The following is a 22,089-nucleotide window of genomic DNA, read 5'->3' as shown; positions in this document are numbered from 1 at the left end:
AATTCATACATCAATTTAAGACATTTTAATACAATTTGGCACAAAAAAAGTGGGTGATAATTTTCAGTCTCATAACCGTCGTAGGTTCGAATCCTGCCCCCGCTACCATATCAATAAGGGCCGGTCTTTGACCGGCCCTTATTCGTTTCAGGACACGCTTTTCCCGTATCGGCCACGAAAGCTTGCATTGCCACCATCCCCTGAGGTTATCATTAGCCGTCGCCTTTGCATTAGTTAGGCAACTACTAACACGGTGAAATGATGCCCCGTCGCTCCGAACACACATTCAGTCTGTCTGGCAACCTCGTTGCGTTGCTGGCACTGATATTTGTTGTCTGGACATCGGTTACCGTTGCGCTCCCCACCCTGGATGATCCTGTTGCCACCACTGTCGCGCTGAGCGATTGGCAAGGCAGTTCCGAATCCTCAGAAGGGGCCTCGTCACCCGGCGATGTGTCGTCGCTGTCGCCCACATTCGTTTATCCACCGTCGGCGTTAACGTCCCGCGCCCTTCACCAGTTGGCCTTTGACGGCCCCCCCAGAAGAATTCTCAGTTACCCAGGCCAGTCACAGGCACCTCCCTCCCGGCTATAGACATTCGAACTGATTCAGGCGCTGCTGCCCCTGCGTGGGTGCCCCGCGCCTGGAGAAATGGTCTTTAGCCAGGAGAATTGCCATGGGCAATCAATCAAGCGTTCAAGCGTCCCTGTCTGCCGGAGCCAGATACCGGCTTGTTTCACCGGAAGACGAGGACACCCTCACCAATGACGCCGCCGCGTCGGAGCTGTTGAAGGACTTCACCAGGCAAGCCCCGGTGATCGTCCGGTCATCGCGAGAGATCCAGGAGGTCAAGAAGACACTGGATGTTTCCGGAGAAACCTTTTGTGTGGTTATCAATCGAAATGATGAGGTGGTCGGAATATTGACCCTGAAGGATCTGATCGGTTCCTGGCCCATGAGTCTCGCCAACCAGCGTGGAAGTACCATCGCCGACATTGTTGCGCGGGACATCATGCGGCCGGTATGGCGCTTACCAACGATAGAGCTCGGTAAGCTTCAGGACCTGAAAATTGATGAATTAATCACCATTTTCAAGGGGCTTCATTCGGACTATCTTTTGGTAATGGACACTGTCGCCGTTGGGGCAGAGGAGCAGGTCATTTGCGGGCTGCTGTCCGCTGACGAGCTTAGCCGGCGCCTTGGTATTCGAGTGACCCCTGATCCCGGCCCGGGATCTTTTTCCGATATCGTTCATGCGGTGCGGAAAAACCCCGGGTAGAAGAACGCAACGCTGCAGCCTGCCGTTGCGGGTTGCAGCTTTCTTCCGTTAATGACTATTACTTGAAGGAAGCTTCCATGGCCATTAAAAAAGTGCTCATCGCCAATCGCGGCGAAATTGCCGTTCGCATTGCGCGGGCCTGCAAGGAGTTGGGCATTCGGTCTGTCGCTGTTTATTCAGAGGCGGACCAGTACTCCTTGCATGTCAAGAAAGCGGATGAGTCCTATCAGATCAGTAAGGACCCGCTCAGCGGTTACCTGAATCCCCATCATCTCGTGAACCTGGCGGTCGAAACTGGCTGTGATGCTCTGCATCCGGGTTACGGCTTTCTTTCCGAGAATGCCGAGTTAGCAGCCATCTGCCAGCAGCGGGGGGTAACGTTTGTCGGCCCGTCATCCGAGGCGATCAGTGCCATGGGCGACAAGACCCAGGCCCGCAAGACCGCCATTGCCGCAGGTGTCCCCGTTACACCGGGTTCGGAAGGCAACCTGGATGACGTCGAAGATGCCGTACGCCAGGCGGAGGACGTTGGCTACCCGGTTATGCTCAAAGCCACGTCCGGTGGTGGTGGCCGGGGCATTCGTCGTTGCGATAATGAGAAAGAGTTGCGGCAGAACTACGAGCGAGTGATTTCCGAGGCCACCAAGGCCTTTGGCAGTGCCGAGGTTTTCCTGGAGAAGTGCATCATTGAGCCTCGTCATATTGAAGTGCAGGTATTAGCGGATCATCACGGCAATGTGGTGCACCTGTATGAGCGAGACTGCTCCATCCAGCGCCGTAACCAGAAGCTGATCGAAGTGGCACCATCGCCACAGTTAAGTGAGGAGCAGCGAGAAACTATTGGTAACCTGGCCATCCAGGTTACCCGCCAATGCGGTTACGTGAATGCTGGCACGGTAGAGTTCCTGCTCGACCACGACGACAGCTTCTATTTTATGGAGATGAACACGCGGGTGCAGGTGGAGCACACGATCACCGAGGAAATCACCGGCATCGACATCATCAAATCGCAGATCCGAATCGCGGCGGGCGAGCCGCTGGAGTTTTCCCAGGCCGACATCAGTTATCGCGGTTTCGCTGCTCAATTTCGCATTAACGCGGAAGACCCGAAAAACGGGTTTCTGCCCAGCTTTGGTCGCATCAGTCGCTATTATTCCGCCGGCGGCCCGGGTGTGCGCACAGATGCCGCCATGTACACCGGCTACGAGATTCCCCCTTACTACGATTCCATGTGCGCCAAGCTGATTGTCTGGGCGCGGGAATGGCCGGAACTGGTGGCCCGTTCCCGCAGAGCGCTCAGCGACATGGCTATCTACGGGGTACACACCACGATTCCTTACTACCAGCAGATCCTGAACCACCCGGATTTCCAGGCCGGCACGTTTAATACCGGTTTCGTGGAGCGCAATCCGCAGTTGTTGGAGTACAGCGACAAATCCCGACCGGAATCCATTGCCACGGCCGTTGCTGCCGCCATCGCAGCCCAGGCTGGCCTGTAACACGAATATTGGAGAGCACCATGAGTAAGAGAAAAATTCACATCACCGACGTCATCCTGCGGGATGCCCATCAGTCCCTGATCGCCACGCGTATGCGCACCGAGGACATGCTGCCGGCCTGTGAATGGCTGGATCAGGCCGGCTACTGGTCACTGGAATGCTGGGGCGGCGCCACGTTTGATGCCTGTGTGCGATTCCTTAAGGAAGACCCATGGGAGCGCCTGCGTACCCTGCGTAAGGCTCTACCCAACACCCGTCTGCAAATGCTGTTGCGCGGTCAGAATCTGCTCGGGTACCGCCACTACGGCGACGATGTGGTGGAGGCGTTTGTTGAAAAGGCCGCGGAAAACGGCATCGATGTGTTCCGTATTTTTGATGCGCTGAATGACGTGCGCAATCTGGAGACCAGCATTAAAGCCGTGAAGAAGGCCGGCAAGCATGCCCAGGGTACGCTGTGCTACACGGTCAGCCCGGTGCACGACGTGAAAACCTTCCTGGCTCAGGCCGAGACCATGGCAGACATGGGTGCTGACAGTATCGCTATCAAGGATATGGCGGGCCTGCTGACGCCAGCGGTGACCGCCGAGCTGGTCAGCGGCCTGAAGAAGAACCTCAAACTGCCGGTATTCCTGCACTCCCATGCCACGTCGGGCATGGCGCCCATGTGCCAGTGGGCGGCATTGGAGGCCGGTGTGGATCATATCGATACCGCGCTGTCGGCGTTTGCGGGTGGGACCAGCCATCCGCCGACCGAATCGTTGGTGGCTGCGTTGCATGATGCTGGCTGTGAAACCGGCCTCAACCTCGAGTTGCTGGACAAGGCCACCCGCCATTTCCGCGAAGTTCGCAAGAAATACCATCAGTTCGAGAGTGACTACAATGGGGTGGATACTTCCGTACTCCTGTCCCAGGTGCCCGGTGGCATGATGTCCAACCTGGCGAATCAGCTAAAAGAGCAGGGCGCCCTCGACCGGATTCAGGATGTGTTCGAGGAAATCCCCCGGGTGCGTAAAGACCTGGGATACCCTCCGCTGGTGACGCCCACTTCACAGATCGTCGGCACCCAGGCAGTAATCAATGTGTTGGGCGGCAAGCGTTACGACACCATCACCAATGAGGTGAAGAAATACATGCAGGGCTGGTATGGCAAGGCGCCTGCAGAGGTGGACGCACAGCTGCAACGCCGCGCTGTGGGCAAGGAAGAGTTGATTGAAGAGCGCCCGGCCAACCTGATTCCAAAGGAGTTTTCCGAACTGCGCAAGGAGCTGGGTGATCTCGCCGAGAGCGAGGAAGACGTACTGACCTACGCCATGTTCCCGGACCAGGCCCGCACGTACCTGGAGCAACGCCGCGACGGCACCTTGCAGCCGGAAGCCCTGGAGCCCATCGCCAACGGTAAGACCGGCGGCAGTGTGTCCACTGAATTCCGGATCACGGTGCACGGTGAAAGTTACGATATTCATGTGACCGGTGCCAATCCGGTGAGCGAGACCGAGCGCCGGTTCTACATGACAGTGGACGGCGTGCCCGAGGAAATTCAGTTGGAATCCCAGGGCGAAGCTTCTGAAAATACCCGCAAGGGTGGTCGTGCCAGAGCCACCGGAGAAGGCCAGGTGACCACCACCATGCCGGGCAACATCGTTGATGTGCTGGTGAGCGAGGGTGACGAGGTATCCGCCGGTGACGCGGTGCTGATCATCGAAGCCATGAAAATGGAAACCGAGGTTAAAGCCACCAAGTCTGGTATCGTCAAGGCGGTGAATATCTCGAAAGGCGACCGGGTAGCGCCTGGTGAGAGCCTGATCGAAATCGAATAACCAAACCCCCCGGGACGATCGTCCCGGGCACTCCATCGCAGTTGGGAGCACCCCCTCGAATGAAGTCGATCTTGCTGTCGTTAGCGGCCGTGTTGTCGCTGGCGCCCGGACCGGTGTGGGCAAATGCCGACCGGGCCGTGGATCTTATTTCCCACCCTGTGGGCTACATTGCCATCGCGATTTTCGTAGTCGCGTATCTATTGGTCATTCTGGAAGAACGGATTCACCTGGCCAAATCCAAGCCGATGCTGATCGCGGCAGGGTTGATCTGGATACTCGTGGCCCTGGCATACCGCGCCGCGGGCGCCAATGGCGAAGTCGAAGAGGCCATACGGCACAACTTCCTGGAGTACGCGGAGCTGTTCTTCTTCCTCCTGGTGGCAATGACCTACATCAACGCCATGCTGGAACGAGGCGTCTTCGACCAGTTGCGGATATGGTTGCTTGGCAAGGGCTTTGGTTACCGGCGTCTGTTCTGGATCACCGGTATCCTGGCGTTCTGTCTGTCACCGGTCGCGGACAACCTGACCACGGCACTGATCATGTGTGCCGTGGTGATGGCCGTGGGCCGGGACAGCGCCAAATTTGTGTCCCTGTCCTGTATCAATATTGTGGTGGGCGCCAACGCGGGCGGGGCGTTCAGCCCGTTCGGCGACATCACCACTCTGATGGTCTGGCAGAAAGGCATTCTCCCGTTCCAGGACTTCTTCCAGCTGTTGCTGCCTTCGATCGTCAACTTCCTGGTGCCGGCGGCGTTGATGCATCTGGCTTTGCCGAAGGGCCAGCCGTCATCACCCGAGTCATTCGGTAACGTTATTCGCCCGGGCGGGCTCGTCATCTGCGCTCTGTTCCTGCTGACCATCGCCACCGCCATCAGTTTTCACCAGTTCCTGCACATTCCACCGGTGTTCGGCATGATGACGGGGCTCGGTTACCTGAAGATTTTTGGGTTCTATCTCAAACGCCATGAGGAATATCACTGGAACGAGGGCTTTGAGTCCCCACCGGGAGATAGCTCGGGTGACCGGGCCCAGGGGCGTCGTGCTTTTGATGTTTTTTCCCATATTGCCCGGTCGGAGTGGGACACGCTGTTCTTTTTCTACGGGGTGATTATGGCCGTCGGCGGCCTGGGCTTCATTGGTTATCTCGGCATGATATCGGCCACGCTGTACGGCGATCTGGGGCCCACCGTTGCTAATGTCATGATCGGAGTGATCTCTGCGCTGGTCGACAACATTCCGGTGATGTTTGCGGTGCTGACCATGAACCCGGCCATGCCGGATTATCAGTGGTTGCTGGTTACGCTAACGGCCGGGGTTGGTGGCAGCCTCTTGTCCATAGGCTCTGCTGCGGGCGTCGCACTGATGGGACAGGCCAGGGGACAGTATACGTTTCTCAGTCACCTGAAATGGACACCGGCGATTGCGCTGGGTTACGGGGCCAGTATCTGGGTGCACTTTCTGGTCAATGGCTGAGGTCCGGCGGCTGCTGGAAGCCGGCAAGTCCGCTGGCTTCCAGCAGCTCTGCGAACCGGATCGTCGTCAGGTCCATCCCCGGCGCACCGATGACCTGCACATTGAACGGCAACCCATCCGCTGTTTTTCCAATAGGAACGGAGGTAGCGGGCAGCCCGAGCAAGGTAGCCAGGGCAATCCAGCAGAACTGGTCCATGTACGCCCTGGGCTGACCTGCAACGGTGATCTGCCGCTTGAACACCGGATTGCTGTGATCGTGGCGAATGGCCGTGGTTGGGGTGATCGGCGTCAACAGCACATCGAATTCGTCGAACAGGGTAGTGATTTCCGCCCGCATCTTCTCCCGCATTTCGCTCCAGGCCATCCATTGGTGTACCGGCTGATTCACGCCGCGACCGTATTCCCCGATGAAGGCCGTGACAGGGCCAAACAGGTGTAGCCAGCGTTCAAGCCGGGAGATCCACATCATTTGCCGGCGTTGGGCCGGTTTCATGGACGTGCTGAGAAGGCTGCCCAGTAAGTTGAAATAGGCAGGCAGGATGTGTTCCAGGTTGAGTAGTTGATGCCGGGCTTCGGCAACCAGTGCTCCATTGCTTTCCAGTGTCCGCCCGAGCTGTTGGTAGCCGTTCAGTAATTCGTCGTCGATGGGGCACAGCGGGTCTTTCAGCCAAAGGCCCACGCGTGTCTGTTCCAGAGAATGAATGGTGGCCGGTGCCATGGCCAGTTGCCAGCTGTTGCGTTCCCGTTCTGCGGGGCCGGCAATCACGTTCAGCAGCAGTTCCAGATCCTTTGCCGAGCGCGCCAATGGCCCGCCTTCGGCCAGGTCCGGCCGCGACTCTGTGCCCGGAGGCCCTGGAATGTGACCACGGAAGGAGACCAGGGCACGGGAAGGCTTGTGCCCGAAAACGCCGCAGAAATGCGCCGGTGTGCGGATGGAACCCGCGAGATCACTGCCCACTTCCAACGGTGTCATGCCTGCCGCAAGCGCTGCGGCAGCGCCCCCGGATGAGCCGCCGGGGGTATGTGCCAGGTTGTGGGGGTTGTTGGTGACACCGAAGAGCTTGTTGTAACTTTGGAGGTCGGTGGCGTAAATGGGGACGTTGGTCTTCCCCAGGATGATCGCACCGGCGTCTTCCAGGCGCTGGACCACGTCGGCGTGTTTTGTCGGGATGTAGTCTTTCAGCGCGGGTGCACCGGCGGTACAGGCCATGCCGGCAACCTCCCAAGTGTCTTTCAGGGTGAGTGGCAGCCCATGCAAAGCGCCCAGTGTCTCACCTTGTGCCCGTACCTCATCGGCTTGCCGGGCTTTTTCCAGGGCTTTCTCTTCATCGAGCGTCACCACGGCATTGATGGTGTCATTGCACTGGCGAATTCTGTTCAGGAAGGCCTGAGTGACGTCCACACTGGTTAGCTCCCCGTTTTTAAGGTCGCTAATCAATTCGGCGGCAGAATGGTAGTGCAGTGGTTCCATGAAAACCTCGATGTTGTTGGCAGGTTCAGCTCAGGTCAGTTCGCTACGCCAGTGTTTGACCCTGACCTGGCTTTTGACGGCATCCAGCACTTCGACAATCAGGTTGATCAGGGCTTCGTTGTGTTCGTCGTTCTCGTCTTCGTTATCGGGCGATGGCAGGAATACGTTGACGATGTCTTCGATGAACGCGTGGTTGGATGCGGAAGCAAGGTCTTCCAGAATCTGGTGAATTACGTTGGCGACGATGTCCCCCACGGCTTCTTCCAGGGTTTCCTGGATGGTTGGGCCGACGACAGGCAGGTACTTCAGCCTCGACAACTCCAGGTTCTGTTTGAGGGCGTTGTCGACGCGGGTTTCCAGGTAGCTTCGCAGGGCGCCGCGATTGGGGATGTACCCTTCCCGGGCTGCTTCGGCAACCCGTTGTGATACCCAGTCGGATAGCATTTCCCGCCTTGGGTAGAGGATGTCGTTCTGAATGCGCTCGAACAAGGGTGAGCCCTTGCGAATCTCGTCTTGAGCACCGGTGAGCACTTTGATGACGATGCGGTCGGAGAGCTCTTCCATGAAGGCTTCGTAGTAGAAGTTGAAGAACTGGAAGGCTCGCGTCTGGGTGACGTCGATCACTTTGTACTGGTGCAGCCGGTAGATGATGGAGATAACCCGCAGTATCCGCAGGAAGCGGAAGCTGCCAACGGGGATGCAGCCGATGATGTCGTACCAGTGGATGAACGGGTAGAAGTACCAGCGGTCGTAGACTTTGGCCTTGATGGCGTAGCCCCAGCGCACGACGAACTCGGTCAGGAAGATGCTGACGAAGATGAGGTCGTAGAACAGGAAGTTTTCGTGGATGGGCTGGTAGAGTTCTTTGACAAGCGGTGCGTGTTCAGCGAGCAGGTTCTGGACGCCGGTGAGGTTGTAGATGGAGTCGAAGATGATGAAGGCCAGGTTGATGATAAGCAGGCCTAGCATCAGGAAGTCTATGATGAACCAGATGAGTTGGTGGCTGGTTTTCAGGTTTTCTCGGTTTATCTTCAGCATTCATCAATCCAGGACTTCGAGTTTGGAGTCTGCAGCGGATGTATCGCTTCTCCCCAGACACGCCGTTAACCCATCCATGGGGGCTCGGCATTGCCATCCTTGGCAATGCACGGTCTGGGGAGAAGCGATACATCCGCTGCGATCAGGCTCTGAGATGCCCGCCCTCCTGTTGAGAAAAACGGGTTGCACCTGCCTGATTTTTCGACGCTTTCGTACAGGTTAGCTTATTTCAGCTCTGCCGACGACTTACCGAGCAGTCTCCTGGCGATGATCAGTAGCTGGATCTGTTGGGTGCCTTCAAAGATGTCGAGAATCTTTGAGTCCCTGGCCCATTTTTCCAGTAGTTCAGTTTCGCCATAGCCAAGGCTGCCGCAGAGTTCGACGCAGCGCAGGGTGACCATGTTGCCCACGCGGCCGGCTTTGGCTTTGGCGATGGAGGCTTCCTTGGAGTTGGGCAGGCCGTTGTCGGCCATCCAGGCGGCGCGGAGGGTTAGGAGCCGGGCTGCTTCGAGTTCGGCTTCCATTAGTTGCAGTTCGCGGGTGACGGCGGGTTGGGTCCAGGTCTGATGGTGGTATTCCAGGTCGGTGCCGGTTAATGCGATGAGTTCGCGGGTTTTCTGCAGGGCGGCGCTGGCGACGCCTATGGCCATGCCGGCGACGACGGGGCGGGTGTTGTCGAAGGTTTGCATGGCACCGGCGAAGCCTTTTTCGACGCTGACGTCGGGGTCGCCCAGGAGGTTTTCTTTGGGAATGCGGCAGTTGTCGAAGCGGATGGCGGCGGTGTCGGAAGCGCGGATGCCGAGTTTTTTCTCCAGGCGTTCGACGGTCATGCCGGCGGTACCTTTTTCCACCACGAAGGATTTGATGGCGGCGCGGCCTTTATTGCGATCAAGGGTGGCCCAGACCACGACGGCGTCGGCGCGTTCTCCGGCGGTGACGTAGATTTTTTCGCCGTTTAGGATGTATCCGTCGCCGTCTTCGGTAGCGGTGGTGCGGATGGCGGCGGAGTCGGAGCCGGCGCCGGGTTCGGTGATGGCCATGGCGGCCCAGGTGTTGCCCAGTCGGGCGAGTTGTTCTTCGTTGGCAACGGCGGCAATGGCTGAGTTGCCGAGGCCCTGTCGGGGGATGGACAGGGCCAGGCCGACGTCGCCCCAGCACAGTTCGGTCAGCCCCAGAACGGTTTTCATGTTGGTGCCGTTACGATTACCGCCCCCGCCGTTGCTTTCGGAGCGGGCCAGTTTTCCGGCGCCGGTGCCACCGTCGGCCGCGCCGTCGTTCATGCCGTCCATGATGGAGGCAAACAGGTCGAGTTCTTTGGGGTATTCGTGTTCCGCCCGATCGTATTTGCGGGATATTGGGCGAAACACCTCCCGGGCCACTTGTTGTGCCTGATTGATCAGAGGCGAAAATTTCTTCGGTATCTCGAGATTCATCAGAGGTGTCCTTACGTTTTGATCAGGCGTGAAGGCCGCCGCTCAGGGTGGAGATGGAGCGAAGGTCGCGATACCAGCGCTCGACCGGATGTTCCTTGACGAAGCCGTGCCCGCCCAGCAGTTGAACGCCGTTGGTGCCGATCTCCATGGCTTTTTCGTTGCACAGTAACCGGGCCAGGGATGTTTCACGGTGCGTTGATAAGCCTTGCTCCAGTCGGCTGGCGGCGCGCCAGGTGAGCATGCGCATGCTGTCGGTTTCTATGGCGAGGTTGCTGATCATGAACGCCACGGACTGGCGGTGGCTGATGGGTTCTCCGAACGCCTCCCGTTCGTTGCAGTAGGGGATAACATAGTCGAGAACGGCCTGTGATGTGCCGATGGCAAGCCCGCAGCGGAGCAACGAGCCGCAGTCCAGAAACGCCTCGTAGTTGAAATCGTCGTCGCCCAGCAGGGCGTCAGGAGACAGTTCAACGTTGTCGAGCCGCAACTGGACAGGCGCGGAGGCTCTCAGCCCCATGCCCGGGTCGGGTTTGGTCTGGAGGCCTGTCACGCCGGCTTCCACGATGAACAGCCGTGGTCGGCCATGCAGTTCGGCGGCAATCAATAGCAGGTCTGCACTGGCGCCGAGGACCACGCTGCTTTTCAGGCCGTTGAGGGTGTAGCCGGTTGCGGTTTCGATGGCGGTGGTCTGCAGCCTGTTCGGGTCAAACAGGGGCATGGGCTCGTCAATGGCAATGGTGGCTGTGGGCGGCGCGTCGTCGCAGAACGCTGGCAGGTATCGGCTCTGCTGTTCCCCGGTGCCCCAGCGGGTGATGGCCTGGGCGACACTGAACGGCGACAGGAGTGCGGTTGCGATGCCCATGTCGCCCCAGGCCAGTTGTTCGGCAATCAGCACGCTGGTCACGGGAGACTGATGTTCCGCCACGCCGCCAAAGGCTTCCGGTACTGCGTACAGGCCAAGGCCAAGCTCGGATGTGGCCGCTGTGACGGTTTCCGGTATTTCCCCGGCTTCATCCGCGTCTGAGGCCGCCGGTCTGATCCGATCCTCTGCCAGCCTGCGGAGCATGTCGGTGATCATCTGTTGGTCATCGGTCAGGGAGAGGTCGAACAGATCCCCGGGTATGCGATTCGGCAATTGCTTGCGGGGCAGCCAGTTGTTCACGCGCTTGAACTCCCGGCCAGCGTAGGCAAGGGTGCGAAATCCGGCACGGGTGCCGTGATAGGCAGTTCTTTCCAAAGACTGACGCAGTCCCAGCCGGTCCAGCATGGGGGTGGCTGCAAGCCGATTCATCATCGACAGGGCGAGGCCGACGGGGGTGCGTGTCATACGTTCTCTCCTGGCTGGCGCCGCCCGTTTCCGGTTGTCCGGCGATCCGATGCAGTGGGTGTTACGCGATCATGGGGGCATCGGGCATCCTCGCCATTGGCATAGAGCGCATTACAGACAGGCAAGATGGTCAATTGCCATGGATTAAACGGACCGCTACCCGGTACACTCATACTGTCAACGCGCCTTTTCACCCACTTTCACTGAAGTAATGCTGCTTGATGTGTTCCCACATTAGACCTCTGTTTCTACGCCCTGTCGGGATCGTCTGGCTGATGATGCTGGCAACGCCAGGATTGACCTGGGCGCAGCAGGTGGAGGTCAACGTGGAGGGGGACTATCCGCAGCTTCAGGACAATGCGGAAGCCTTTCTGGGTGAGGTTGAGGGCCGCAGTGCCGGAAGCCTTAGACGATACGCCAGCACCGCCGAAGCACAAGTGGAAGAGGCGCTCCGTGCGCTGGGCTACTACAGCCCGATGATTCAGTGGGAAGTGGTCGAACAGCCCGGCGATGACGAAATACCCGCTCGCCTGGTATTGACCGTGCAGCCCGGCGAACCCATTCGCGTCCGTTCCCGGCAGGTGTCCATCGAAGGCCCGGCCAGTCGGGATTCCGATTTCGTGGGAACCCTGCCGGAAAAGCCATCAGAGGGGGATGTGCTGAATCACGGTCAGTACAGCACGTTGCGGCAGACCATCCAGAACCGAGCCACCCGGCTGGGGTATTTTGATGGTGAGTTCACCACCCGCCGGCTGGAAGTCAACCCGGAACAGCACACTGCGGATATTTCCCTGGTCTTTCGCAGTGGCGTGCGATATCGCCTGGGCGAAGTGAGCTTCAAGGAAGGGCATGGTTTCGAGGAGCAGTTGCTTGAGCAATTCGTACGTTTTGAGCCCGGTGAGATCTATCACGCCGACAAGGTTGCGAGGCTAAGCGGCGACCTCTCCAACAGCGGTTATTTTTCCGGTGTGGACATTGACGCATCGCCTGGTAAAGCCGAGGACGGAGTGATACCTGTGTCGGTGGACCTGACCACTCGTCCTCCGCGCTCGGTTGCAGCCGGTGTCGGTTTCTCCACGGATGTGGGACCGCGTTTCAGCGGTAACTGGCGGGAGCACTGGATCAACCCCATGGGCCATCGCCGTGGCGCGCAGACGGAACTTTCGGCGCCGCGTCAAAACGTGGGCGCCTGGTACGAGTTGCCCCTTGATCCTCCCATGACCGATTCCATTCGCCTTTCCGCCGGCTATCAGCGGGAGGATATTGAGGACGTCGAGTCTGAGCTGCTTACCCTTGGCCAGCAGTGGAAACACCAGCTCGATAACGGCTGGTTGCAGGTTGCCTCGATCCGCTGGGAAGGTGAGCGTTTTCGCATCGGCGATGATGACCCCGAGCAGAGCAGTCTGTTGCTGCCGGGGCTTGGGTATTCGAAACTGCAGGCGGACTCGCCGTTGGATCCATCCCGGGGATATCGTATCCAGTTCGATGTGACCGGCTCTCACCGTGCCGTCATCTCCGATGTGGATATTCTCCATGCCAATGTTCTGGTAAAGGGCCTCTACACCCTGGCGGACAACCACCGTTTTCTGTCCCGGTTCCAGTTTGGTGGCGTGGCCACCAATCGCTTCTCGGATGTGCCGCCGTCATTGCGGTTCTTTGCCGGTGGCGACCAGACGGTGCGGGGGTATGGCTATGAGACACTGTCACCCCGGAACAGCGAGGATGTGGCCATTGGTGGCCGTTACCTGATGGTAGGCAGTGTCGAGTATCAGTACGAGTTTACCGAAAACTGGCGGGTCGCGGCGTTTGTTGACGAAGGCAACGCCATGGATGACCTGTCGGACCCTCTGGCGACGGGTGCCGGCGTGGGCATTCGCTGGATCAGCCCGGTCGGGCCGCTGCGCCTGGACGTCGCCAAGGGCCTGGATCCCGAGTTTGGCGGTGAGTGGCGCGTTCACTTTTCCATGGGGCCGGAGTTATGAGCGACGAAGCGAAAACTCCAACACCAAAACGGTCAAAACGCCTGAGAAACGGGTTGTTGATAGCGCTGGCCGTTATTGTCCTGCTACCGCTGTTACTGCTTGGGGTGTTGGTGCTGGCGCTGCGTTCGGAAACCGGTACAGCCTGGGTGATTGATCAGGTTCCCGGCCTCGAGGTTGAGCAGGGGCAGGGTTCGTTGCTGGGGCAGTGGCAGGCAGCCTCCCTGACATGGCAAGGCTACGGTGTTGGGCTAAAGGTAGAGTCGCCAGTTGTTGACTGGTCGCCCACCTGCCTGTTCAACAAACAGCTCTGTCTGGAGCGACTCCTGGCGGACAGCATTGATCTGACTCTGCAGCCATCCGGCGAGCCCAAAGAAGACAGCGGTGATATCAGTCTACCCAGTGTCGACCTTCCGTTGGGGCTGGTGGTCCGGGACGTGAACCTTGGCCCCTTTACGCTCAACGATGCCAAGGTCTGGGACCGGCTCCAGCTCAAGGCTCAGGGTTCCGGTTCGGACTGGCATCTGCAGAACCTCGCCTTTGTTCGGGACGATATCAGCATTGATGCCTCCGGCAGGCTCCAGACCCGGGGCGACTGGCCGCTGGATCTGGAGGTTGGGCTGATGCTCCCGCCCCCATATGGCGCTGATTGGCAATTGGCACTCAATCTGACAGGGAGTGCTGCTGACCTGAGAGTTCAGGGCCAGAGCAGCGGTTATCTTGCCGCCACGCTGGCTGGCCGGGTGGCGCCGCTGGACAGCGCCCTGCCGGCGGAACTGACCGTTCGTTCCAGCCGGTTCGTCCCGGCGGAGGGATTACCGAAAACCCTGGTGCTGACAGACACCGTGGTTGCCTTGAAAGGCAGCCTTGAGAACGGTTTCCGCTCGGACTCCCGCACCGTGCTGCCCGGATCGACAGGCGATATACCCTTGTCATTGAAGGGGTTGGTGACTACAGAAGGCCTCGATGGATTGGAGCTCGTGTTGACCGGCCCCGGGACTACTGAGGCTGAGACGGGCCGCCTCCTCGTCACCGGCAACGTGAGCTGGGAGCAGGCGCTTCAGGCAGACGCCAAGGTCAGTCTCGACGCTTTTCCCTGGTACAGCCTGATTCCGGATTTTGAACAGCCGCCGGTCACATTGCGCCAATTCAACGGCGACGTTCAATACCAGGGGGGAGCCTATCAGGCGAGCATTGACGCCAGTGTCAGCGGCCCCATGGGCGACGCCGATATGGCGGGGGATCTTGAGGGTGACCTGGAGTCCGTTGCGTTGACGAACCTGCGCGTCAATACCGGCGCGGGTTTCCTCGGCGGCCGTGCGGACGTGGCGTTTGCTGATCAGTTGTCGTGGGATGCAAGCCTGACGCTGGACAGCTTTAACCCCGGTTTCTGGCTCCCCGCCCTGGAAGCGAGCTTGAGCGGCGACGTGGATACCAGCGGACGTCTGCAGGAGGAAGGAACGCCTACGCTGCAGGCAAAATGGGACCTTTCCGGGAGTTGGCAGGCCAATGAGGCGCTGATACGAGGTGCGCTGGACAGTGATGCCGGTAACTGGACATTGTCGAACCTGGAGCTTGAGGTAGGGGACAACCGGGTGACCGGCCAGGGCCGATGGGGGCAACAGATTAACGGCAACCTGGAACTGAACCTGCCTGCGCCGGAAACCTTCCTGCCGGGGCTGGCAGGTTCGGTCAACGGTACGGCATCGGTTTCCGGCACCGTGGACCAACCCCGTGGCAAGGTAACACTCACTGGCAGCGACCTGGCATGGCAGGATCAATTGAGTCTGTCCAGCCTGGACCTGACGGCCACGCTACGCGAAGGGTTCAACATCCAGGCGGATCTTCGGGGAAAGGAAGTTCGGTATGGCGAACAGCTACTGGAAGACTTGTCGCTGGCACTGACGGGAACTCGGGATGATCACCAACTCAGGCTAAACGCCCGCCACAAAGAGGCTGAGTTGTCGCTGTTGCTGGCCGGAGACGCCTCGGAAAGCTGGAATGCCTGGGTGGGTGCGCTTGAGCAGGGGCAAATCAGTGTGCCTGCCCAAGGCCAGCAATGGACCCTGTCAGAGTCCGCGGCCCTCGAGTATACCGAAGCGGGCAAGCTCACGTTGGGACAGCACTGCTGGCAGTGGCAACAGGCGTCTGTCTGTGCCGAGGACCAGACTCTGCTCCCGACTCAAGATATCGCCTATCGCATTGAAAATTTCCCGACCACGGCACTCTCCCCGCTGTTGCCGGACACCCTGCGTTGGGACGCAACGCTGAATGCTGACCTGCAAGTGGTCATGACGGAAGATGGGCCGGATGGTGAAGTATCCATCGATGCCGGTTCCGGTAAGTTTGAAGTGCAGGTGAGGGACGAATGGGAGAGCCTGAGCTACAACACCTTCACCACCCGCCTGAGTTTGAAGCCGAATGTGGCGGAGCTGGACCTGCAGTTGCAGGGGCCCGATATTGGTAATCTCTCTGTCGGCATGTCGGTCGACCCGGATAGTGATGCCCGTGAAGTCGATGGGCAATTCAGCATCGAAGGCCTGGATATCGCCATGGTTGGCATATTTGCCGGGCTGGAGGTTGTTGAGGGAGAGCTCAATGGCGAGGGGACACTGTCTGGGCCGCTAATGAAGCCAGCTGTAAACGGCGAGCTTGCGCTCTCTGGCGGTCACATTGCCGATCCACGGTTACCGATTCCGCTTGAGGATCTGGTGGTCAGCCTGGAGTTGAAAGGATATAGCGCGGATTTGTCCGGACGTTGGCGCAGCAATGAACGCGGAAGCGGCAACATAGAAGGGTCGTTGGCCTGGGAGGCGGAACCGTCGGTGGAAGTGCGGCTGACCGGTGACCGTTTGCCCTTCAATTACGAGCCGTACGCCCAAGTGGAGCTGGTGCCGGATATCACTATCGCCTACGAAGGCGGCGATCTGTCGGTTTCCGGTAACCTGAACGTACCCCGGGGCACGATCGAAATTCGCGAGCTGCCCGCCCAGGCCGTGTCCGTATCCGAGGACGAGGTTATCGTCGGTGCTGAGGAGAAGGAAGGCGGGCTCCGCACTCTCAATATGGACGTCACTGTCGTGGTCGGTGAGGACGAGGTCAGCTTTAGTGGTTTCGGTGTCACCGGTAACCTTGAGGGGACACTGCGTATCGGCAACAACCTGGATACCCGAGGTGCCCTGCAGCTTGTTGAAGGCCGGTATGAGGCCTACGGTCAGGAGCTCGACCTGCGCCGGGCCAGGCTGGTGTTTGTGGGGCCACTGTCAGAACCGTACCTGGACATCGAGGCAGTGCGGCGTGTGGACAACGTGGTGGCCGGCATCCGCCTCAGCGGCCCGGTGAGCTCGCCCCGGACCGAAGTGTTTTCTGAACCGGAAATGCCTCAGACCGATGCGCTCTCGTATGTGATCCTCGGCCGGGCACCGCAAAGTCGTGGTGATGAGGGGCAAATGAGCAGGGCAGCCATATCGCTGGGGCTGACTCAGGCTAACAAGGTAACCCAGGGTATTGGCGAGGAATTCGGAATACGCAATCTGACGCTGGAGGCGGAAGGCTCAGGGGATGAATCGGCAGTAGTGGCCAGTGGTTACCTGACGGATGAACTCAGCATCCGCTACGGTGTCGGCATCTTCCAGCCCATCACCACGGTGGCGCTACGTTACGATATCGGACGTTACTTCTATCTGGAGGCTGCCAGTGGCCTGGCAGCCTCCCTGGATATATTCTATACGCGGGACTTCTGAGCGGGTGATTTACTCCAGTTCAAAAGTCGCGCTAACCCGGGCCTCCAGTTCACGGGAACCGACCGCTGAGACAGCGTCCGAGGCGCCTCGCATTTCCGCCATCATTGGCATCGGGGGTTGATGGCCACCATCGACGTTAATGGTCATCACCTCTCCGCACTGTTTGTCCAGTTCCCGGGCAACAAATTCGCAGCGTGATTTCGCATCTGCAATGGCGCCCGCCAGGGCCTGTTTGCGCAAACCGACTTCATCGGAATGAAAAAACTGATGGGGACCGACGTTGTAGTCCATACCCAGTGATTGCGCCTGTGCAAGAATCGGGTTGAGCAGAGAGAGGTCATCGATGGTGAAGCTGACCGTTTGTGAAGCCACGGCCACTCGTCGGGGCTCCTCGTGACGCTCTGGTGATGGAATCGAACGGCTGTAAAGGTTCAACGAGGCGTCGCTGTAGGATTTGAGCCGGTCGCGGAAGTCCTCGATGCTCTCCCGCCACTTCTCCATCTGCTCGTTGACTTCCTCAGTGGCCGTCTCGGGAAGCTTGTGCTCGGCGCGGGCGGTGAACTGCAGCCGTGCGCTGTCTGGCGTATACTTGACTGAGGCCTGACCGCTCAGGCTGACTTCTGCTGCTGATGCGCCCAGGGGAAACAGAATCAGGGCCGTGGAGGCCAGCAGGTATCGATGGACGTTGTGGAACATAGTTGGATCTCCATGTTATTGCACGAGAATCAGGTCAGGTTGACGCCCCGGGAGCGTGATATCCTGTTCAGGCTGACCGGGAGCGACCCCCATTATGTGACCACCCGCGAGCAACTGAAAGAGTGGGCGGCCCGTTATTTGACGGCTCTGCCCGACGACGCTCGGGAAATTCGTGAAATTAAGGCCGTGTTGCAGCGTTATCTGCCAATTTGAGCGGTATTCTCATCATCTTCTCCGGCGGCTTCGACGGGTTCATCCAGCCGAATCAGCTTCCTGTCTTCCGCAGCCTGCACGAAATGGCTGAAAATCCGCCGGTGGCCGCCATGATAAAGCAGGTACTCCGGGTGCCACTGGATGCCCATTAGCCATTGCCCACGTGTATTTTCTATCGCTTGCACAAACGAGTCGTTGTCCACGGCAACAACGCGGAGATGTGTGCCCAGTTTTTTGATGCTCTGGCTGTGGATGCGGTTCGCGCCAATCACCGGGCTGCGCATCACCTCTCCCAGGCGGCTGTCACTGACGACCCGAACAGTCTGTAGCGGTAACAGTAACGGCCGGTGGCGGGTGTTCACCCGCAGAGGTGTCACGTTCTGGCACAAAGATCCGCCGCGGAAAATATTGATAAACTGGGCGCCGCGGCAGATACCCAGTACCGGGATGTTCAATTCTTCAGCACGGGACAGCAGACGAACATCGGTTTCGTCGCGGCGCACGTCATACCGGGCGGTTACCTGGGGAGTCTGACCGTACCGCGAAGGGTGCACGTGGGTACCACCGGAGAGCACAAGGCCGTCGAGCAAGGAGACGTCCACCTTCGAACCCGGGCGGATAAAATGGGTTCGCGCACCGTGGAGGCGCAGCGCGAAGGTGATCAGCCGGTGGGCGAGGCTGCGGCGTGCCGGGCCGCTGATGCCAATCGTAAGGCCCGGATGTTCAGGCTTATCTACCGGGCTTTCAGACATAGTTCCCGGACCGAAGCCACTGGTCAGACGTGTCTAACCAGCTGTGGGTCAGGTTATGGAGGCTCAGTTTGCGACTGTTGCGAAACTCCGTAACCAGTTTCGATAAGTCATCAGCGTTGGCCACCAGCTGTTCCAGCACAATCCAGTCATTCCAAACCGTGGAAAAATGCCAGTCAGGGTTATCAATGTCGCAGTCGGGTAGCCGGTAATGCAGCGTTGGCCGGCTTTTGATGCGCTCATCCTCCACATATTCTGCGAGCAAATCGCTGTTCAGGTGTGCGAACAGCGGGAGCAGGTCCAGGGCCTTGTTGCGGGTTGGATTGTAATGCAGATAGTCCCGCATTAATTGTTCCATGTCCGGCGCATAGTCCTCTGAAATCAGAAGGTCAATGTAGGTGCTGCTCCAGGGCTCAATGTAGCTGGTCAGCTTACGGCTGAAATCGATCTGGTGGCGTGCCTTCAGCCACTCGTAGAGCGCAGCGAAGGCCCGCAGGTAGCGCACCAGCGTTGTGGCTCTGAGGTCCGGTAGCTCCGGGTTCAATTGCAAACCAAAGGCATAATAGAGCGCCTCCCGGCTGCCGAGTGCGCCTGCTCTTCGAAGCTCATCGCAAAGTGTCTCTATGCGTTCCAGCTTACTGAAAGCCAGCGGAGGGCTGACGATCTCCAGGGGCACGATTTTCTCGGCGGCTGCGTCGATCACGCTCATGGCCTGGCCGCCAAGCTCCCTGACGGACTCGGGAAGACGCTCGTCGGCCAGATCAAGGTCCTTTATCGGGTCCGAATCCAGTTCGATGGTAAAGTCACCGAGTTCCGTTTCAACCTCGGACACATAGCGTGCAACAGACTTTCCGGTACCTCCCAGCAGTTTTGCGGACAGCGAGACGAGATCTTCGTAACCGAGGCCGGACAACTCAATTTCAACGCCAACTCTGCGTTCCTTGCCATCATCCGTCTTGAGGATGTCCGGTAACCTACATCTGTTGCTCATTCAGGCGACTCCCTATTTTGGTTGTGATTACCTTAACACAGTCATACGTCAGGGCGCGGTGGACGGCCACCCAGTGCGGCTCAAGGAAAAATTGCGTTTACAGGGTTTACACTGGATAAAACACTGTATATAGTCAAATCACTGTATATAAAAACAGGGCTAACCGGGGCAACCTAAATGAAGCTGACAGCTAGGCAGACACAGGTACTGGATATTATTCGTCGCTACCTTGACGAGACCGGGTATCCGCCGACCCGTGCAGAAATCGCGGCGGAACTTGGGTTTCGTTCTGCCAATGCCGCAGAAGAACATCTGCGGGCACTGGCCCGAAAAGGCGCCATCGAGATGGTGCCGGGAGCCAGCCGGGGAATACGTCTTCCCGATGTAGAGGCTGACCTTGGTTTGCCAGTGATCGGTCAGGTGGCGGCCGGTAGCCCCATACTGGCCCAGGAGCATATCGAAGACCATTGCACCCTGCAGCCTGAATTTTTCTCGCCCTCGGCGGATTATTTGCTCAGGGTACGCGGCATGAGCATGAAGGACATTGGCATCCTTGACGGCGACCTGTTGGCGGTGCACCGCACCCACGATGTGCACAACGGACAAGTGGTTGTGGCGAGGGTAGGTGAGGAAGTCACGGTCAAACGGTTCCGTAAGGAAGGCTCGAAAGTGTACTTGATCGCCGAGAACGAGGAATTCGAACCCATAGAAGTGGATCTGACAGAACAGGAACTCTTCATTGAGGGGCTCGGCGTCGGGGTCATACGGCGCTCGGACCTTCACTGACACCCCCAGGGTGTCCGGACATATCCGGCTGTGTTTCGTTGAGTGTTGAACACCGCGGGCGCGGCTTAACGGCAGGTGAGGCTTATCATGGAACAACTCAGCTTTAATCAGAATCTGGCTTATGCTCACGGAGGCGGCAGGTTTGTCGGTTCAGAGGTTGCCGGTATGAGCGAGCATGATACCGTCAGGGCGCCTGCTGTCAGGAGTCGCCCAGCCAAACCGGCAGGCAATGTGACCGAAATCATTTTGCCCGAAGGGCAGGTTGAGAACTTCCAGCTATTGCTACCGATGCTTACGCAGTTGAATCAGGAGAAGCGTTGGTTAGCCTGGATTGATCCGCCCCAAAGCCTTGTCAGTAAGTGGCAGACCATGCGTGGCATCGTTGCAGGCGAACTGTTGGTGTTGAGGTCTACTCCTGACTACCCAGCCGGGGAGCTTGCCGAGCGAGCACTGAGCGCAGGCACCTGTCACGCTGTGGTCATGTGGACCCACAAGCTCGGGCGCGAAGCGCTCGCGTCACTGGAGCAGGCTTCGGCTCGGGGTAACAGTCATGGTGTGGTGCTGCGCCAGCGCTGATCGTCAATGAAGTGTGTAGGAGGGCCGGATGTCCTGAGTGTCCGGCTCTTCGTCTTCCCAGTCGATATCATGGGCAACGTTACCGACGGCCTCAATACCGGCTGCAATCATGGCCTTGGCCACGTTCATGTCCCGGTCTTCCATCATCTCCCTGGCTTCCGTCGAAAATGATATCTGGACCAGTGGTGCACTGTCGTCGTCGATGCGGCGAAGCGCATAGTCTCCGTTGCTCAGTTGTACAATCTCGAAAAACGATGGTGACATTAAGTTAGCCTTTCAGTTCATTCCTGTTGGGTCCGGCAACGCCGTGGTTCATTACCATTCGCTGTGCCGATCCTCGAGGATATCGATAAAGTGTTTCATCGCGCCCAGAGTGGTTTCCAGAGCCTGCTTTGAGCGATCCGGGCCGGTGTCAGCTGCAACCGCAATCACGTTTTCATTGCTGACCGTTTTTCGGGTCACCGGGGGATTGCCCTGATGACGCTCAAGCTGCTCGAGATGACTCCACCAACTCCGCCCGTCACTGGCCAGTTGCTCCAGTTCTGTCATTTCCGGGCTGTGGGTTCCGATCAGCTCATCCAGTGCCTCAAGGTCATCAGGCTGGCTATGTTTGTGCTGATACACCCTGGCGATCATTACCAGCGTCAGTTTTCGAGCCCTCAGCCCCAGCTCTATGCTGCCTTGCAGCAGCGCTTCTTGCGTTGGAACGCTGTCGCTGTGCTCCAGCTGCCCCAACAGGTTGCGAGCCAGGAATATTTTCTGGGAAACCAATGAATGCCACTGTGAAGCCATGGTAGTACCTGAGAGTGGTTTCACTGCTGTGCGATGAATTAATCGCCAACTATAACATTTTTCATTGTGAATTTCTCCTCCCACCGTTGGTTTGGTGGTTTTGACAAGAAACTACAAAGATTCACTTGAAACGGTCGTTTGAATTTGGCAAAAAGGCGCCCCGATTGAATAACATTTGATCGCCTGTTGTTGTTTCCGGCGTAGGCATGCCAAACCGCGAATGAT

At 58.4% G+C, this 22,089-nt stretch carries 19 protein-coding genes; 10 read left to right on the top strand and 9 right to left on the bottom strand.

What is annotated here, in order from left to right; genetic code table 11:
• Positions 1-261 precede the first annotated feature (261 nt).
• The 5 genes from JJO78_RS11280 to nhaD all read left to right on the top strand — a co-directional run bounded on the left by JJO78_RS11280 (position 262) and on the right by nhaD (position 6,070).
• A complete protein-coding gene (locus tag JJO78_RS11280; protein ID WP_151982572.1) occupies positions 262-594 on the top strand; it encodes a hypothetical protein in 333 nt (110 codons plus the stop codon).
• A gap of 82 nt (positions 595-676) precedes the next feature.
• Positions 677-1,279: a CBS domain-containing protein gene (locus JJO78_RS11275; RefSeq protein WP_151982570.1), complete on the top strand. Its 603-nt coding sequence runs from the start codon at positions 677-679 to the stop codon at positions 1,277-1,279.
• 77 nt (positions 1,280-1,356) lie between these two features.
• The gene (locus JJO78_RS11270) at positions 1,357-2,778 is read left to right on the top strand and encodes an acetyl-CoA carboxylase biotin carboxylase subunit (protein WP_036204758.1); all 1,422 of its coding nucleotides are present in this window, start codon (positions 1,357-1,359) and stop codon (positions 2,776-2,778) included.
• 20 nt (positions 2,779-2,798) lie between these two features.
• Entirely contained in the window at positions 2,799-4,595 is a 1,797-nt protein-coding gene (gene oadA, locus JJO78_RS11265; protein WP_036204760.1) for a sodium-extruding oxaloacetate decarboxylase subunit alpha, read from the top strand.
• A gap of 59 nt (positions 4,596-4,654) precedes the next feature.
• Positions 4,655-6,070 carry a sodium:proton antiporter NhaD gene (gene nhaD, locus JJO78_RS11260; RefSeq protein WP_036204762.1) on the top strand — a complete coding sequence of 472 codons (1,416 nt, stop codon included), beginning with the start codon at positions 4,655-4,657 and terminating at the stop codon, positions 6,068-6,070.
• Here the strand turns inward: nhaD and JJO78_RS11255 are convergent.
• From JJO78_RS11255 to JJO78_RS11240, 4 genes are all read right to left on the bottom strand, one after another.
• Positions 6,060-7,541 (bottom strand): amidase, encoded by a 1,482-nt coding sequence (locus JJO78_RS11255; RefSeq protein WP_151982568.1) that lies wholly within the window; start codon positions 7,539-7,541, stop codon positions 6,060-6,062. The two genes, nhaD and JJO78_RS11255, sit on opposite strands and share 11 nt — an antisense overlap.
• Positions 7,542-7,571: 30 nt before the next feature.
• Positions 7,572-8,579: a hypothetical protein gene (locus JJO78_RS11250; RefSeq protein ID WP_151982566.1), complete on the bottom strand. Its 1,008-nt coding sequence runs from the start codon at positions 8,577-8,579 to the stop codon at positions 7,572-7,574.
• A gap of 224 nt (positions 8,580-8,803) precedes the next feature.
• Entirely contained in the window at positions 8,804-10,012 is a 1,209-nt protein-coding gene (locus JJO78_RS11245; protein WP_081899226.1) for an acyl-CoA dehydrogenase family protein, read from the bottom strand.
• A gap of 22 nt (positions 10,013-10,034) precedes the next feature.
• Positions 10,035-11,339, bottom strand: a complete 1,305-nt coding sequence (locus JJO78_RS11240; RefSeq protein ID WP_151982564.1) for an acyl-CoA dehydrogenase family protein — start codon at positions 11,337-11,339, stop codon at positions 10,035-10,037.
• A gap of 275 nt (positions 11,340-11,614) precedes the next feature.
• On the opposite strand from JJO78_RS11240, the gene JJO78_RS11235 reads away from it, so the two are divergent.
• Positions 11,615-13,321: an autotransporter assembly complex protein TamA gene (locus JJO78_RS11235; RefSeq protein WP_193216596.1), complete on the top strand. Its 1,707-nt coding sequence runs from the start codon at positions 11,615-11,617 to the stop codon at positions 13,319-13,321.
• Complete coding sequence (locus JJO78_RS11230) at positions 13,318-17,061, top strand: translocation/assembly module TamB domain-containing protein (protein ID WP_226909937.1); 3,744 nt, start codon at positions 13,318-13,320, stop codon at positions 17,059-17,061. The genes JJO78_RS11235 and JJO78_RS11230 overlap by 4 nt, the downstream gene beginning before the upstream one ends.
• Positions 17,062-17,070: 9 nt before the next feature.
• On the opposite strand, the gene JJO78_RS11225 is transcribed toward JJO78_RS11230, so the two are convergent.
• Positions 17,071-17,757 (bottom strand): SIMPL domain-containing protein, encoded by a 687-nt coding sequence (locus JJO78_RS11225; protein WP_036204779.1) that lies wholly within the window; start codon positions 17,755-17,757, stop codon positions 17,071-17,073.
• Here JJO78_RS11225 and JJO78_RS11220 point away from each other — a divergent pair.
• Positions 17,740-17,970 carry a hypothetical protein gene (locus tag JJO78_RS11220; protein ID WP_151982562.1) on the top strand — a complete coding sequence of 77 codons (231 nt, stop codon included), beginning with the start codon at positions 17,740-17,742 and terminating at the stop codon, positions 17,968-17,970. The genes JJO78_RS11225 and JJO78_RS11220 overlap by 18 nt on opposite strands.
• On the opposite strand, the gene JJO78_RS11215 is transcribed toward JJO78_RS11220, so the two are convergent.
• A complete protein-coding gene (locus tag JJO78_RS11215) occupies positions 17,955-18,722 on the bottom strand; it encodes a gamma-glutamyl-gamma-aminobutyrate hydrolase family protein (RefSeq protein WP_151982559.1) in 768 nt (255 codons plus the stop codon). The genes JJO78_RS11220 and JJO78_RS11215 overlap by 16 nt on opposite strands.
• The gene (locus JJO78_RS11210; RefSeq protein WP_036204785.1) at positions 18,715-19,710 is read right to left on the bottom strand and encodes an amidoligase family protein; all 996 of its coding nucleotides are present in this window, start codon (positions 19,708-19,710) and stop codon (positions 18,715-18,717) included. The genes JJO78_RS11215 and JJO78_RS11210 overlap by 8 nt, the downstream gene beginning before the upstream one ends.
• Positions 19,711-19,887: 177 nt before the next feature.
• Here JJO78_RS11210 and lexA point away from each other — a divergent pair, with 177 nt between their 5' ends.
• Together lexA and JJO78_RS11200 are read left to right on the top strand one after the other, a co-directional pair.
• Entirely contained in the window at positions 19,888-20,496 is a 609-nt protein-coding gene (gene lexA, locus JJO78_RS11205) for a transcriptional repressor LexA (RefSeq protein WP_036204787.1), read from the top strand.
• A 165-nt stretch (positions 20,497-20,661) separates the two neighbouring features.
• Positions 20,662-21,072, top strand: a complete 411-nt coding sequence (locus tag JJO78_RS11200) for a cell division inhibitor SulA (protein WP_407716497.1) — start codon at positions 20,662-20,664, stop codon at positions 21,070-21,072.
• Positions 21,073-21,075: 3 nt separating this feature from the next.
• Here the strand turns inward: JJO78_RS11200 and JJO78_RS11195 are convergent, their stop codons facing one another.
• Together JJO78_RS11195 and JJO78_RS11190 are read right to left on the bottom strand one after the other, a co-directional pair.
• Complete coding sequence (locus tag JJO78_RS11195; protein ID WP_007155189.1) at positions 21,076-21,336, bottom strand: hypothetical protein; 261 nt, start codon at positions 21,334-21,336, stop codon at positions 21,076-21,078.
• Positions 21,337-21,387: 51 nt separating this feature from the next.
• Complete coding sequence (locus JJO78_RS11190) at positions 21,388-21,864, bottom strand: DUF6586 family protein (protein WP_036204793.1); 477 nt, start codon at positions 21,862-21,864, stop codon at positions 21,388-21,390.
• Between the last annotated feature and the right edge of the window lie 225 nt (positions 21,865-22,089).

Source organism: Marinobacter sp. DS40M6 (genome assembly GCF_028581595.1).
Taxonomy (GTDB): Bacteria; Pseudomonadota; Gammaproteobacteria; order Pseudomonadales; family Oleiphilaceae; genus Marinobacter; species Marinobacter salarius.
The sequence above is the reverse complement of the archived record's forward strand: the minus strand, read 5'-3'. Positions and strand labels throughout refer to the sequence as shown.

Excerpts from the sequence above, each read along its gene's own strand:
- JJO78_RS11220 (WP_151982562.1), top strand. The coding sequence starts at position 17,740 with ATGGACGTTGTGGAACATAGTTGGATCTCCATGTTATTGCACGAGAAT.
- nhaD (WP_036204762.1), top strand. The coding sequence starts at position 4,655 with ATGAAGTCGATCTTGCTGTCGTTAGCGGCCGTGTTGTCGCTGGCGCCC.
- JJO78_RS11230 (WP_226909937.1), top strand. The coding sequence starts at position 13,318 with ATGAGCGACGAAGCGAAAACTCCAACACCAAAACGGTCAAAACGCCTG.
- JJO78_RS11210 (WP_036204785.1), bottom strand. The coding sequence starts at position 19,710 with ATGAGCAACAGATGTAGGTTACCGGACATCCTCAAGACGGATGATGGC.
- JJO78_RS11200 (WP_407716497.1), top strand. The coding sequence starts at position 20,662 with ATGAGCGAGCATGATACCGTCAGGGCGCCTGCTGTCAGGAGTCGCCCA.
- JJO78_RS11255 (WP_151982568.1), bottom strand. The coding sequence starts at position 7,541 with ATGGAACCACTGCACTACCATTCTGCCGCCGAATTGATTAGCGACCTT.
- JJO78_RS11195 (WP_007155189.1), bottom strand. The coding sequence starts at position 21,336 with ATGTCACCATCGTTTTTCGAGATTGTACAACTGAGCAACGGAGACTAT.
- JJO78_RS11270 (WP_036204758.1), top strand. The coding sequence starts at position 1,357 with ATGGCCATTAAAAAAGTGCTCATCGCCAATCGCGGCGAAATTGCCGTT.
- oadA (WP_036204760.1), top strand. The coding sequence starts at position 2,799 with ATGAGTAAGAGAAAAATTCACATCACCGACGTCATCCTGCGGGATGCC.
- JJO78_RS11240 (WP_151982564.1), bottom strand. The coding sequence starts at position 11,339 with ATGACACGCACCCCCGTCGGCCTCGCCCTGTCGATGATGAATCGGCTT.
- JJO78_RS11235 (WP_193216596.1), top strand. The coding sequence starts at position 11,615 with ATGATGCTGGCAACGCCAGGATTGACCTGGGCGCAGCAGGTGGAGGTC.
- JJO78_RS11225 (WP_036204779.1), bottom strand. The coding sequence starts at position 17,757 with ATGTTCCACAACGTCCATCGATACCTGCTGGCCTCCACGGCCCTGATT.
- JJO78_RS11245 (WP_081899226.1), bottom strand. The coding sequence starts at position 10,012 with ATGAATCTCGAGATACCGAAGAAATTTTCGCCTCTGATCAATCAGGCA.
- lexA (WP_036204787.1), top strand. The coding sequence starts at position 19,888 with ATGAAGCTGACAGCTAGGCAGACACAGGTACTGGATATTATTCGTCGC.
- JJO78_RS11215 (WP_151982559.1), bottom strand. The coding sequence starts at position 18,722 with ATGTCTGAAAGCCCGGTAGATAAGCCTGAACATCCGGGCCTTACGATT.
- JJO78_RS11250 (WP_151982566.1), bottom strand. The coding sequence starts at position 8,579 with ATGCTGAAGATAAACCGAGAAAACCTGAAAACCAGCCACCAACTCATC.
- JJO78_RS11280 (WP_151982572.1), top strand. The coding sequence starts at position 262 with ATGCCCCGTCGCTCCGAACACACATTCAGTCTGTCTGGCAACCTCGTT.
- JJO78_RS11275 (WP_151982570.1), top strand. The coding sequence starts at position 677 with ATGGGCAATCAATCAAGCGTTCAAGCGTCCCTGTCTGCCGGAGCCAGA.
- JJO78_RS11190 (WP_036204793.1), bottom strand. The coding sequence starts at position 21,864 with ATGGCTTCACAGTGGCATTCATTGGTTTCCCAGAAAATATTCCTGGCT.